Below are 12,922 nucleotides of genomic sequence, written 5' to 3'. Positions count from 1 at the left end.
ACCCGATGACAGCGCCTGCCGGCAATCCGATCATGCAAGATTTTTTCCAGGAAACGACCTGAAGTTGCCTCTCTTGGTTCCTGGATAAAAGACGCAAAGCAGCAACAACCAAAGAAAAAGCCAGCAATAGGGAAAAGACTTTTTTACTCAGGCTGAAGCTGCCTCCAAGATAGGCAAGGGGAATGGAAGTGATCAAAAAAGGAAGAACGTTGTTGAAACGCAAATGGCCCGCCCTGCAATAATGCCAAAGTCCGCTACTGACCACCAAGATATTACAGCCCAGCGCGAACAAGGGAATATCGGTATATGGAAAGCCAAAAAGGGCCAGAAGTGCAAGATAGGCTGACCCGCCGCCCAAACCGGCAGAAGAATAAATGGCGGCAGCAAGAAAGAAGAGAAGGATCAGGGAATAGAAGTGTGGTTCCATTTTAATGCCCCCTTCCTTTGACCATCGGGAAAAGGTGCAATACGTTGGGAAAAATCGCAGCCAAACTTTCTTCCACTCCGCGTGAAGAGCCGGGCAAGGTGATTATCAATGTATTCCCCTTAAGCCCAACAATGCCCCGAGAAAGCATGGCATAGGGCGTGCGTCGCTGACCAAAAGCACGCATGGCTTCGGCAATACCTGGAATTTCCCGATCGATTATTTTTCTGATCGTTTCCACTGTGATATCCCTGGGTCCCAAGCCTGTTCCGCCCGTTGTTAAAACAAGTTGGATCCCTTCTTCACACCAAGAAAGAATTTTTTCTTGTATCGCCAGAGGATCATCGGGGACAATTTCGTAATGCAAGACTTCCACAGGAAATTTTTTCATTTGATCCACGATTATTTTTCCGGACTTGTCTGTTTTCTTTCCTGCAAACACGCTGTCGGACGAGACAAGAACGGCAACCCGGTAAGGTTGTGATGTTTTCTCCTGAAAATCACTTTTGCCGCCGTGTTTTTCAATCAGACTCAAATTTCCGATGACCACTTCCTTGTCAATTCCCTTGAGCATGTCGTAAACATTCAGTGCCGCCATGGAGGCCGCCGTCAGGGCTTCCATTTCAACGCCCGTACGCCCGATGGCTTTTACCTCCACCCGAATCAACAGGGCATTTTCCTTCAATTCAAAATCCACCTTCACGGAATCAATGGCCAGGGGATGACAATAGGGAATTAAATCCGGTGTCTTCTTGGCCGCCATCACCGCAGCCGCACGGGCCACAGGTAAAACTTCCCCTTTGGGAGTATCGCCCTTTAGGGCACGCTCCAGCGTCTCCCGTTTTGCAAGAACAGAAGTTTCTGCAATGGCCGTGCGCAAGGTTTCTATTTTTGCCGAAATATCGATCATTTTTAGTTGGGGCCCCGTCCGGCCTCCAATGTGTCTATACGAATCATTAATATTTGGTGTCGGCCTCCGATGGCCCCAAACCCCGCGTACACCACGGGCAAAGCCCGACGGTGCACTTTCATCCTCCAATCCCATACATGCAGGGAGTTCTTTCTCCCTCTTTTTGCAAAAATCCGCCGTGCCCCTCTGCTTTGGAATAAATCCGCCCGCAAATGATTGAGGAAATTTCATCATCGCTCTTATGCGAATCGCGCAGATGGTCACGCAGAGACACATCGCCGTCATAAGCCAGGCAATCCTGCAAGCGTCCATCACTGGAAATCCGGATCCGGTTACAGGTATCACAAAAAGGTTGACTGATGGGGCTGATAAAACCAATGTCCGTCTTGAGTTCAGAAACATGCTGATACAGCGCTGGCCCTTGTCCCCATTTGGAAAGTGAAGAGAGCAAGGTAAATTCCTGCTTTAATTTTTCTCGAACTTGACTCACGGATATGAAACGATTTTCTTGTTTGAGTACCTCACCAATAGGCATAAGTTCAATGATCCGAAGAATCATATTTTGGGAAGCGGCAAAGCGGAGCATATCTGGCACTTCATCCTCGTTGATTCCCTTCTGCAAAACCATGTTGAGTTTCATGGAATCAAAACCGGATTCTTTAGCGGCCTGAATGCCCTCGAACACTTGGTCAATTTTGCCCCAACGGGCAATCTGAAGAAATTTTTCTGCAGAAAGCGTATCGAGATGAACATTAATACGGCTAAGTCCCGCTGATTTTAAATCGGCGGCCTGGTCCTTCAATAAGAGACCATTGGTTGTCAAAAGCACTTCCTCTATTCCTGGAATAGAGCGAATTTTTTCCACCAACAAAGGTAAGTCTTTTCGAATCAGGGGTTCCCCACCAGTCAAACGCACTCGACGAATGCCCAACCCCGATAAAACACCGACTAATCGGGTGATTTCCTCAAAACTCAAGATATTGGCCTTGCCAAAACGAGGGACTCCTTCGATCGGCATGCAATAGCGGCAACGCAAATTGCACAAGTCAGTGACCGACAATCGCAAATAGCTCACGTGCCTGTTTTTTAAATCACAGAGCATTGAAATTCCTCCAAATCTCTTCGAGTATTTACATTCGGAATGTTTTTTTTAGAATCGATCAAATGCAAACAGGAAGGGTGAAGTTTGAAAAATTCCCTGAACGACTCTCCTCCCTGCGTAAAAAATTCACCGAGCGGTTTCAAAAGTCGACGGGAGTAACTGGCAAAAAGATATTGGGGGCCAGCGGCATCTTGCATGACGCAGGCATCGGCTTTTGGAGTCTGTTGCAACAAGGTCTGGATTAATTCCTGGTTCAACCCTGGCATGTCACACGCCATCAGGATAATTCTTTCATAGGGAGTTTTTTCAAATGCCGTGAGTAATGCGGCAAGAGGCCCGGCATAGGGTCTCGAGTCGGTCAGATAAGGCAAATTCAAAAAGGCATATTCTTCAGGCGTATTGGTAACCAGGATTATGTTGGGAACAAGTTTTTGCGCCTGTTTTACAATCCGCTCGATCATTGTGGAATCGTCAACAAGAGCCAAAGCCTTGTTGGAACCAAAACGACTCGATCGGCCTCCACAGAGAAGCGCAATGCCTAATGATGGTGGCAACATTTTACACCTCCCTCTTTCCAGATTGGAACGATTTCCTTGATTCGATTGATCATAAACTCGCAGGCTGCAAACGCTTCTTTGCGATGAACACCCGAAACCGCAATGACAACAGCCGCATCACCCACGGGAACCCACCCAACACGGTGTACCACCGACACCTTTTTTAAGGACCATTTTTTTTTTGCTTCCTTGGCAACGCTTTCCATCTGCTTTTGCGCCAAGGGAAGATAAGTTTGGTATTCGATTCCCTCGATGGCATCTTCTTGCCGAATCGTGCCGATGAAATGGACATGTCCGCCAGCACCTTCATCTTGGGTGGAAGCCAAGACTGCATCTATTGGGATGATTTCATTTGTTATCCGTATCATCATTTTAACCTCCACTTACGGGGGGGATGAAAACCAGTTCATCTCCGTTTTTTAAAACAGTCTCCACGGGAACATATTCCGCATTCACGGCAAAGCGGGTGAATTTCAAAAATTTCTCGGCCTCTTCTTTACTCTGGAAATGGGAAAAAAATATCTCTCTGACAGATAAAGCATCAGGATAATCTTTTGTTTCCTCTTTTTGAAATCGATCCAGATAGATGGAAAAATATTTAAGATTAATTTTCATGGCATATCCTCCCAAAATTCAAATTCAACCTGTTCCCCTTCCATCACTTGCGTCTGTGATTCAGGAATGACGAGTAAAGCATTGGACTTTGCCAACGGGACAAGATGCGCCGAACCCTGGCTCCCCGCCAGTTTTGTGATAAAACTGCCGTTCTTCCATTCCACATCAGCTCTCAAATAATCTTCTTTCCCTTGGGTCGCTTTTATTTCTTGAGAAACTGTTGCTGTATATCGCCTGCGAAATAGATTTGAAGCCCCCATCATCTTGAGCAAGGCAGGACGCACAAAACGGTCGAAGACAATCAATGCAGAAACAGGATTGCCGGGCAGACAAAAAATGAAACGATGTTCCCACCTGGCAAAAAGCAGGGGCTTACCTGGCTTAATGGCCAATTTATGAAACAGGATCTTTGCTCCCAATTTTTCGAGGGCTTGGGGAACAAGGTCAAAATCGCCTGCGGAAACGGCGCCCATACTCAAAATCACATCGGATGCGGAAGCTTTTTGAAACTTATCCAGCAAATCTTGCAATGTATCTTTCGGCGTTGGAAGCAGCGTGGCTTCCATGCCCAGCTCCTGGAGAGCCAGACTTAAGGTGGGGCCGTTGGAATCATAAATTTGGCCAGGTTCCAACACAGATCCCAAAGTTTTCAGTTCATTGCCCGTTGAAAACAGGGCCACTTGGGGAAGCCGTGTCACAGGAGCCTGATCAAATCCCAATGCGGCAAGCAGGGCCATATTTCGGGGTGTAAGGCGTACTCCTTTTTTCAGCGCACAAGTTCCATCCTGAATATCCTCTCCTTTTTTGCGCACATGCCGCCCGACAGAAACAGGGCTCCTGAGAATACAATATCCCTCTTTTTCCTCCGACTCTTCAAAGGGAACCACTGTATCAGCTCCTGTCGGCATTGGCGCACCCGTCATTATTCGTACGGCTTCACCAAGTTTAAGTCTTCGGGATGAAGCACAAAGGTCTCCTGCGACCAGAGTATCAATCACCTTGAGTGAAATGGGAGAAGAAGGAGATGCCGACCGAACATCTGAAGCATGGACAGCAAAGCCATCCATGGCCGAATTATCAAAAGGGGGTAAAGACAGGGGGGCAAAGATCTCTCGCGAGAGATAACGTCCTAAAGCCTTCGGCAAGAAAATGGACTCCTCGGGCAAGGAACACACTTCATTTAAAATAATTTCCAGAGCAATGGACGGACGAGTAAGCATAAGCTCTCCTACACAATTCATCTTAAGGAAGAACTTCCCCAAGAATCGGTAGGCTTGGGCGTTTCCACTCCAAACCCCGTCTCTTTTTCCATATCCATTTAGGACTTAGGACAAAGAGATTAGAGAAAAAATTAAATTTACGAACTCAGATTTCCCAAACTACAAGACACTTCCCCATCATCTTTCATCTCATGGACTGCAAGCGGCACAGGGGAAGCCCCGATATTTCGACAGTCCTCGGTCACCCATTTCACAAGTAAGCGTGCAAGGCTTGTGTAAAAAGGATAGCGACTTGATTCATCCAGTTTTGCCACAAAAGGTTCAACCCATCGGCCCAAGTGAGAGGATAGGAACTTTTTTTGCGCTTCATCAACGATTTCTTTTTCTTCCTTGAGACCATTTTCCAAAGCGTACACTGTTTTTAACGCCATGAAGCTCATGAAACCCAATTCCATTTTTATGGAATCCGGTGGGCCTTGGTGTTCAATGACTTTCATTTGGAAGGCTTCATAGAAAGCGGAAATATCACCGATGATCGGGCCTCTTTCCACCTGCTGAAAGCTACCCTCTGAAGAGGGGCAAATCACATGAGTGCCGAACAGGCGGTAATATTCCGCCGATAAGACCCCGGTATTCCAGTCGCCATTTTCTACAAGACCACGAAGAGCAATCTCCAACTCTAGAGAACACTCCATATCGCAAATCAGTTCCAAAAGATCTTTTGCAATGCCTTGAATCGATCTCAAATTCTCTGGATTGGGCTCCTCAAATCCCAACGCCAGAATACGATAGAGGTCTGCTCGAAACAGGTTTTCTGAAATTTGTTTTTGGATATCCATTTCATCCCTCATTTTTTCTCAAATACAATAGGCATCCACATGGCATAATTTTTTCGCGCACCAACGTTTTTATGCCCACCTTCCCAGACCGCAAATGCAATGACACTCTTGTCTCCGGCGCTGAACCTGGGATCATTTTTATCGGAATTTTTGAGAGGGCGTGCAAAGACCACTACCCATTTCCCATTGAGCCAGCTTCCGCTAGCCAGGGCATCCTGATGAGGTTGAACGGTCAAGGTTCCGAACCCCCCGGCGACATATTCCTCAACAGGTGATTTTCTCTGTTGACGGGAAACGGAGTTCCCTGCTTCCTCTGCAGCTTTGATGCCAAAACGGTAGGTTTCATAAAAAGTGTTGGGGTAAATATCGGTCACCTTTTGATAACCTTTGTCGATATCATGTTGCCAGAGGGCCTTCCATTGCATGATTCCAACAGGAGCGTCTTTGGAACCCATAAACGGAGAGGTCTTGTCGCCCTCTTTCAATGGAAACTGAACCGCTATCGCGTCACTAGCCTGATCGGTGGTAACTTGATGGTCATCCGTCGTATCCGGCCATTCCACGCGAATAGCCATCCATTTCCCGTTATGCAAGGCTTTAATCTGAACCAGATTAATGGTTGGAGCCAGCAAGGAGGGTGTGGTGATGTTTTGAGGCAAAAGGGTCACTCTAGATTCCGGAACTTGGGACCACTGGTCAGCCTGTGCATTGGGTTGCTCGAAAAATTCTTTGCCAACAGAAATTTTTTTAACCTGAATTTCCTGAGCCTGGGCGGAAAGACCCATCATAAAAAAAACAAGAAGAAAAATTATTATTTTCATAAGGCTTCCCCTCAAAAAAAATGGAATCAGGGTGTATTATGCCGATACACTTCCAATTTTGCGTCAAAGAAATCTCTTTCAAAAAAGGGTTCGATCAGAGGGACACGAACAAGTTCTTCATTATTCTCATTGAAACCAATGGCCTCTTTCTCGTTGTAATCAAACTTGGTGATAGTCTTGGGCGAACTTCCAAAAAGCAGGAAGGCGGCCAGTAATTTTGGATCTTCTTTAACCGCTTTGTAAGTTTTGATGGCCTCGTCTGAATGTGGGCCGAACATCTGCAAAAGAAAATCACGGGGCACCTGAATAGGTGGGATGTAATAAACATTCGGTTCGGTGCCGTATTGGGGATAAAGAGGCAGAGCCACTTTCTTGATATGCACGATATAGTCCAGCGGATTATCCGGTTGCGCCTCTTCAGGCTTGGAAAGCCATCCCTGCAGACGGATTTTGCCGATGCAGGTCTGTACGCATCGGGGCTGTTCGCCTTTTTCGAGCAGGGGATAACAACCGATGCATTTCTCGGACGTACGGGTGACCATATTAAAAAATGTTTTTTTGTAAGGGCAGGCCTTGACGCACTCTTTATAACCCCGACATCGGCTTTGATCGATAAGGACCACGCCGTCTTCTTCACGCTTATAAATGGCCTTTCGCGGACAGGCGGCCAAGCATGCGGGGTAAGTGCAATGATTGCAAATTCGAGCAAGATAAAACATCCAGGCATTGTGAACACCCTGAAAGAAGGCCCCTTGGTCTAAGGTGCCTGCAATTTCATCTTCCCCCAAATTAGGATTGGCATAGTCTGAATCCCCGGGAAGGTACCCGAGCACTCTTTCTCCAGGGGGTGCCGCTTCAAACACCGTTTTGCCCGCATAAGTTTTGTCGTTCCATTCTTGGGAGCCCAGCTGATCCAGAATTTTCACATCCCAAGCAGTAGGATAAAATCCATAGGGCTTGGTTTCGACATTGTTCCAGAACATGGCTTCCTGACCTTCACCAGATGTCCATGTGGTCTTGCAGGCCACCGTGCATGTCTGGCAGGCAATGCACTTGTTCGTATCAAAAACATAAGCTAATTGCTTTTTCGGCCGATTCTCCTCGTAGGAGTATTCCATGTTGCGATCAAGCTGCCAGTTTTTTACAGGGGCCATATTTTAACTCCTCTATTTGTAAGGATTCCTGATTTATTTTTTCTTTGCATAACCACCAACCAGAAATTTTTTCATTTCGGCACTTTCATAAGTGGGACGCAACTTTCCGGCAGCGTGCTTCCAGAGGCGTTGACCGTTCATTCCACCATCTTCTGCCTTGGTGATTTTCACAAAAGCCTCACGCGGGGCACCGGTTGGGCAATGGACATCCGGCTCAAAGCCCTTTCCGATTTGCTGGCCGAAAAGATTTTTGCGAACCAGAGAGTCCGTCATCCACGTGGGTTTCAACCAGCCTCGTGTACAGCTCTGATGAGAACCTGCCCGAAATAAGGATTGGTAGCCCGTGTCGGGATTTTTGGCCAAAGCATCCGTGCGCGTTTCGGCCCCTTTCATACTGCCGAAGGTAGCGCCATACATGTTATGCCACATGCGGGTAACCTTGCGGGGAGTGCCGGGGTAATACCGCGCACGACAGAGGAGACGGGCCAGTTTGTATTCTTCCGTTCCGGCCTTCCAACCTTTGTAAGGCCTGTCATGCGGATCGGCGTCAACATAGACATAATCCCCGTCCTCAATACCCAATTCTTTCGCATCAAGGGGATTGATATCCATATAGGCCTCGGTGACGTAAGGCATGCGTTTGTCTTCGCGGTGCATGTCGCCGAATGGACCAAACCAGACGGCAATGATGTCTGTATCAATCGGTGTGGTATGAGCCCCATGACGATATTTTGGAGTGTGAAAAATATAATTGAAGCCCTCTCTTTTGAGAGGATGAGAAGTCAGGGCCACTTCTGACCAGGGCTTTACGATATGCCTGGCCTGGCGTGTATCGGCCCGCAGATCGCTGTTCTCAACACCGTAGTCAGAAGGCTGCTTTGGTCTTAACGCCGGATGGGTTTTGGAAACGATGACATTGGGTTCATAAAAAGTTGAATCAATGGGCTCGCGGTAGACAGGCATATTTTCCCCACTATCCAGAAATTCTTTTTCATCACGATAAAATTCAAGCCGCCCTGTTTTTGTGTAGTAAGGCTTGTCTTCATTGGCTTGTTCCCAGGCACCCACTTTGGGATAGGTGCGGCTCATGAGCAAGGCCGGCACCCCCTGTTTGGCTTTTTCTTCAAGATCATGAATATCGTAACCCTTGGTTGAATTACTTGTTGAAATAATCCGCTGCAGGTAGACATCCGTTTTATTTTTGTTCACGAACTTCCAATAGTCATCGAATCGTTGATCCCCCGTGAGTTTGGCAAAAGCTTTGCCCAAACCTGCTGCCACTTCGATGTCACCCAAAGTATTGTAAATGCGGGGTAGGGGAGTCCGTGGGAATATGTAAAGAAAAGGATTGGTGACCGAAATTGTCATGTCCGGATGTTTGAGTTCGGCCCAGCTATCCACCGGGTAAACGATGTCGGCGTACTCACAAGAGGCGGTCCACCACCACTCGTTCACCGCGATGAATTCCACACGGGGAAGCACGTTCATCACGGTTTCATAATGCCCCTTTGCGTTTCCGATAAGAGAATTGCTGTTGGAAACATGAATGGCCTTGGTGGGTGTTGGAATATGGGTTTTACCGGTCAATAATTCTTTGCCCATGCGTAACACGGTGTCTCCGTGATTAAAATAATGCACCGATTCGGCCTTGAAATAAGGCTTAAGCTGGGCAAGTGCTGAGGCATCCAGATTGATATTAAAAGGATCTTCGAGGGTGAATTGCCCCAAGCCGCTAAAAAAAGCGCCCCGATAATTACCGGCATAACTGCCCACATTGCCGCCTACTTTACCGATATTTTCTGTCAAAGCGGCAAGAAAAAATACGGCACGATCTTTAAGGTCACTATTGAAGTACTGATTGGGTCCCATTCCCATCGCAAACAACGATTTCCCCTTGTGTTCTGCAAGGTCGTTGGCGATTGATTGAATGGCTTCTATTGGAGCCCAAGTAATGCCTGAGGTTGTTTGAGGATCATAATTCTCAAAAACATATTTTTGCAAAAGATCGAAGTTGGGCCGAACTTCCACCTTTTTGCCGTCAAGCAAAGTCGCCGTAAACGAACCTTCCAAGGCTGCCTGAATATTTTTTTCGGCATATTTTTTGCCATAGTCGTCTCTCACCAAGGGCACACTCTTTTGTGTTTTTTCATCCCACACCATGCAATCACCCCAAGTATCCTGCAATTTTTCGGAAACAAGGGGGGATTTCTGCTGCAAAGGTTTTGGAGCTTTTTCGCCTTCTTTGAGAATCTGAACATAATTGGAAGGAGACGAGTTTTGATAATGGGAAATGACATCCTTGGCCTTAAGTAGTTCCAAAGTATCCATTCTCACCAAAAGAGGAAGATCGGTATAGGCGCGCAAATATTCCGGGTTGTATTTTTTCTGTTTCAAGATGGGATAACTCAAGCCCAGAGCCAATGCAGGGGTTGTGCCGGGTCTTACCACCACGGCCAGATCAGCCTTGGAGGAAGTGGCGCTATACTCCGCCGCAATCACAATCACTTTGGTGCCCTTAAGCCTGGCTTCGGTCAACCAATGGGCATCGGGCATTTTGGTGGTAATCCAGTTCATTCCCCAGCAAATAAGCACGTCGGCGCGTTCTGCAAGGGCCAAATCCCAATCAACTGTTTGCTGCCCGGTAACCATCGGATGCCCCGGGGGCAAATCGGTATGCCAACTATAATTATCCCAACCTCTGGCACCGATTGATTTATCAGGACCGACATTTCGAATCTTTGAATCCAATAGGGCCAAAGAATTAGCCAAACGATATTGCGCAAAAATACGGGTAGCACCCAATGCAGCCATCCCTCCCCTGAATTTCAGAGTCTGAACACCAGCCCCCTCAACAGCTTCAACCATGGCAGGGTCATACCCCTGAGCCGTCAGATATTGCTTCCCCGCATCCCCGCTATACGTTGTCGCAATATTTTGCATCACTTGTGCCTGAAGATCCCAGGCTTCTTCCCAACTAACCTTCACCCAGGCATCTTTGCCACGATTGAGATATTTTTTGGGCATCGCTCCGGTTGAAGGGTCACGCTCAAAGCCAGATTTGGCCCAATCGAAGAAACCTTGACGCACCATCGGCTCTTTACAACGACGATCACCGTAGAAACGTCGAATCAACGCCAACCCTTTTTGACAACAACGCGGGTCCCATCGATTCGACGATTTATTTCCATACACATCTGTTGCCTTGCCAAAACCAAAGGAAGGCCCTATGCGAACAGCAACTCCGTTTTTTACATAAGTCGTCAACAAACAATTGTGGGTATCGTTAGGGGCACACAAGAAATTAAAAGTGGAATCGTAGTGAAAAAGATCACGATAAACTTTTTCCCAATCACGGCTTGGATATCCTTTTAAAGGATTGTCGTGATCGAAGGGCTGCAAAAATTGAAAAACTTCTGAAACCTGACTGCCACAACCGGTCAGCCATAACAAGCCAGCCCCACCTTGCAGAGCCATCTTCAAGAAACTCCGTCGGTCAATCGATCCCATGGACACCCTCCTTTTTGATTTTTCAGCCTCCTTTAACCAGAAACGGGGAATGGGTGGTATGACATGAATCATACTAACCGGATTATGGGAAAGGAAGACCGGCGTACAATCTATCCACGATCCAAGGCATTCACGCGTTCAAGCGTGGTTGGGTGGGAATAATGGAAAAAACTGTAAAGCGGATGGGGAATTAAATTGGAAAGATTTTTTTTGGTTAAATTGACCAGGGCCGACTTCATCGAGGCGGCATTGCCCGTTACTTCAATGGAAAAACGGTCCGATTCATATTCATACTTCCGGGAAAGCCAGTTTTCAAAAGGGGTCAGGATAAAAGTGATATACCCTGAAAAAAGGGGAAACAGGACAAAGGCCTTGTGAGGGGCCGGACTTCCCGCCTCAAAAGCATTATAAAAGGGCTGCCAGCCAATCAAGAGCGACAAAACCCAAAAACCAGCCAAGGTGATTATCAACGAATAAACAAGCTGCTTTTGAATATGCCTTTTTTTGTTATGCCCCATCTCGTGGGCCAATACTGAAATGATCTCATCCTGGGTCATTTGTTTTGAAAGTGTATCAAACAAGACAATACGGCGAAACCTCCCCATGCCGGCAAAATAGGCATTGGAGTGGGATGATCTTTTGGAACCATCAATGGTGTAAATGCCCGACATTTTAAAATCAATTTTTTTGGCGTTTTCATAAATGGCTTCTTTTAATGGGCCATCTTCTAGTGGAGTAAATTTGTTGAACAAGGGAGCCAAAAATGTGGGGTAAATAGTGGCCAAAAAAAGTTGAAAAACAAAAACAGTGGCAAAACCATAAATCCACCAGGTCGTTCCCATTTTTTGGTACAACCAAAACAAAAGATAAAAAAGAGGAATTCCAAACAGGGCCCCCAAGAAAATGCCCTTGATTAAATCAATAAAGAAAAGCCTGAGGGTCATTTTATTAAAACCATATTTTTTCTCGATGACAAAATTGGAATAGAGCCCGGCAGGAACCTGCAAAACCAAAAGGACAAAGGCAAAAATCAGGCAATAAGCCACGGAAAAAACGATCGTCCCTTCTTTCAACCAAAGCCCCAAAACAGCATCAAACAGATCGAACAACCCCAAACCAATGGCTCCCCATAAAAAAGGGATTTTGATCAAATTCCAGACAAGGGCAAAACGGTTTTTTTCAAGCGTGTAATAAATACTTTTCTGAAAATCGGCAAACTTGATTTTATCAATGAAATAGGTCGGAAGATGGGAACGATTTTTCTTGATATGAAAATTATTTAAAAGGATGAGCCCGTTTTCCAGAATTTCATAGGCAAAAAAAAGACAGACAAAAAGAAGGAAGAACCAATTTGACGGCATGCCCAAGAATACAATTGACATCTTGAAAGTGTCAACTTTTGAATGAAAGCCAATGCTTAAAATCCTTTCGGCCCTTCATGACAGCTTGCTCGATGGACATTCCCTTTCCCAAAGCACAGGCAAGAAAACTGGAAAGAGCACAACCTGTCCCCCGGGGATGGGTTGACAAAAGGGGGGACAAAAACCATCGTTTATGGTTTGAATCCATAAAAAAGTCATAAACCTTTTTCTCCCAAACAAATCCCTTGATCAAAAGCGGGGTGTTTGTTTTGGAAAAAAGAAACTGGGCCGCCTCTGACACATCTTTTTTTGATTTAATTTCTCTTCCAAAAAAATAAGAGGCTTCCGCTACATTGGGGGTCCACAAGGAGGTTTTGGGGACCAGACAATCTAACATCAATTTGGCCCCCGC

The 12,922-nt window shown here is 46.4% G+C and carries 11 protein-coding genes, 2 pseudogenes and 1 other annotated feature (1 of these 14 only partly in view); all 13 genes and pseudogenes read right to left on the bottom strand.

Annotated features, from left to right (window positions below; all coding sequences use genetic code 11):
- Positions 1-427: pseudogene (locus tag A2048_05360) on the bottom strand (hypothetical protein).
- A gap of 1 nt (position 428) precedes the next feature.
- Entirely contained in the window at positions 429-1,334 is a 906-nt protein-coding gene (locus A2048_05355; protein OGP09853.1) for a bifunctional molybdenum cofactor biosynthesis protein MoaC/MoaB, read from the bottom strand.
- A 118-nt stretch (positions 1,335-1,452) separates the two neighbouring features.
- Positions 1,453-2,436, bottom strand: a complete 984-nt coding sequence (locus A2048_05350) for a cyclic pyranopterin phosphate synthase MoaA (GenBank protein OGP09848.1) — start codon at positions 2,434-2,436, stop codon at positions 1,453-1,455.
- Positions 2,421-2,993, bottom strand: a complete 573-nt coding sequence (locus tag A2048_05345; GenBank protein OGP09847.1) for a hypothetical protein — start codon at positions 2,991-2,993, stop codon at positions 2,421-2,423. Before A2048_05345 ends, A2048_05350 begins: the two co-directional genes overlap by 16 nt.
- Positions 2,975-3,361, bottom strand: a complete 387-nt coding sequence (locus tag A2048_05340) for a hypothetical protein (protein ID OGP09852.1) — start codon at positions 3,359-3,361, stop codon at positions 2,975-2,977. The genes A2048_05345 and A2048_05340 overlap by 19 nt, the downstream gene beginning before the upstream one ends.
- A gap of 4 nt (positions 3,362-3,365) precedes the next feature.
- Positions 3,366-3,608, bottom strand: a complete 243-nt coding sequence (locus A2048_05335) for a hypothetical protein (GenBank protein ID OGP09846.1) — start codon at positions 3,606-3,608, stop codon at positions 3,366-3,368.
- Positions 3,605-4,828 carry a hypothetical protein gene (locus A2048_05330; protein OGP09845.1) on the bottom strand — a complete coding sequence of 408 codons (1,224 nt, stop codon included), beginning with the start codon at positions 4,826-4,828 and terminating at the stop codon, positions 3,605-3,607. The genes A2048_05335 and A2048_05330 overlap by 4 nt, the downstream gene beginning before the upstream one ends.
- Positions 4,829-4,843: 15 nt before the next feature.
- Positions 4,844-4,965 (bottom strand) — a binding site (molybdenum cofactor riboswitch).
- On the bottom strand, positions 4,966-5,679 hold the full coding sequence (locus A2048_05325) for a hypothetical protein (protein OGP09844.1): 714 nt from the start codon (positions 5,677-5,679) through the stop codon (positions 4,966-4,968).
- A complete protein-coding gene (locus A2048_05320) occupies positions 5,676-6,488 on the bottom strand; it encodes a hypothetical protein (GenBank protein ID OGP09843.1) in 813 nt (270 codons plus the stop codon). Before A2048_05320 ends, A2048_05325 begins: the two co-directional genes overlap by 4 nt.
- A gap of 26 nt (positions 6,489-6,514) precedes the next feature.
- Positions 6,515-7,642 carry a dehydrogenase gene (locus A2048_05315; GenBank protein ID OGP09842.1) on the bottom strand — a complete coding sequence of 376 codons (1,128 nt, stop codon included), beginning with the start codon at positions 7,640-7,642 and terminating at the stop codon, positions 6,515-6,517.
- Between the two features lie 33 nt (positions 7,643-7,675).
- Positions 7,676-11,149: a molybdopterin oxidoreductase gene (locus A2048_05310; protein ID OGP09841.1), complete on the bottom strand. Its 3,474-nt coding sequence runs from the start codon at positions 11,147-11,149 to the stop codon at positions 7,676-7,678.
- 110 nt (positions 11,150-11,259) lie between these two features.
- On the bottom strand, positions 11,260-12,531 hold the full coding sequence (locus A2048_05305; GenBank protein ID OGP09840.1) for a hypothetical protein: 1,272 nt from the start codon (positions 12,529-12,531) through the stop codon (positions 11,260-11,262).
- 10 nt (positions 12,532-12,541) lie between these two features.
- Positions 12,542-12,922: pseudogene (locus A2048_05300) on the bottom strand (hypothetical protein) (it continues 351 nt past the right edge of the window).

The organism is Deltaproteobacteria bacterium GWA2_45_12 (assembly GCA_001797365.1).
GTDB lineage: Bacteria > UBA10199 > UBA10199 > UBA10199 > UBA10199 > UBA10199.
The sequence above is the reverse complement of the archived record's forward strand: the minus strand, read 5'-3'. Positions and strand labels throughout refer to the sequence as shown.

Bases quoted from the DNA above. Each gene is read 5' to 3' on its own strand.
- A2048_05355 (OGP09853.1), bottom strand. From the start codon at position 1,334: ATGATCGATATTTCGGCAAAAATAGAAACCTTGCGCACGGCCATTGCA.
- A2048_05350 (OGP09848.1), bottom strand. From the start codon at position 2,436: ATGCTCTGTGATTTAAAAAACAGGCACGTGAGCTATTTGCGATTGTCG.
- A2048_05345 (OGP09847.1), bottom strand. From the start codon at position 2,993: ATGTTGCCACCATCATTAGGCATTGCGCTTCTCTGTGGAGGCCGATCG.
- A2048_05340 (OGP09852.1), bottom strand. From the start codon at position 3,361: ATGATACGGATAACAAATGAAATCATCCCAATAGATGCAGTCTTGGCT.
- A2048_05335 (OGP09846.1), bottom strand. From the start codon at position 3,608: ATGAAAATTAATCTTAAATATTTTTCCATCTATCTGGATCGATTTCAA.
- A2048_05330 (OGP09845.1), bottom strand. From the start codon at position 4,828: ATGCTTACTCGTCCGTCCATTGCTCTGGAAATTATTTTAAATGAAGTG.
- A2048_05325 (OGP09844.1), bottom strand. From the start codon at position 5,679: ATGAGGGATGAAATGGATATCCAAAAACAAATTTCAGAAAACCTGTTT.
- A2048_05320 (OGP09843.1), bottom strand. From the start codon at position 6,488: ATGAAAATAATAATTTTTCTTCTTGTTTTTTTTATGATGGGTCTTTCC.
- A2048_05315 (OGP09842.1), bottom strand. From the start codon at position 7,642: ATGGCCCCTGTAAAAAACTGGCAGCTTGATCGCAACATGGAATACTCC.
- A2048_05310 (OGP09841.1), bottom strand. From the start codon at position 11,149: ATGGGATCGATTGACCGACGGAGTTTCTTGAAGATGGCTCTGCAAGGT.
- A2048_05305 (OGP09840.1), bottom strand. From the start codon at position 12,531: ATGTCAATTGTATTCTTGGGCATGCCGTCAAATTGGTTCTTCCTTCTT.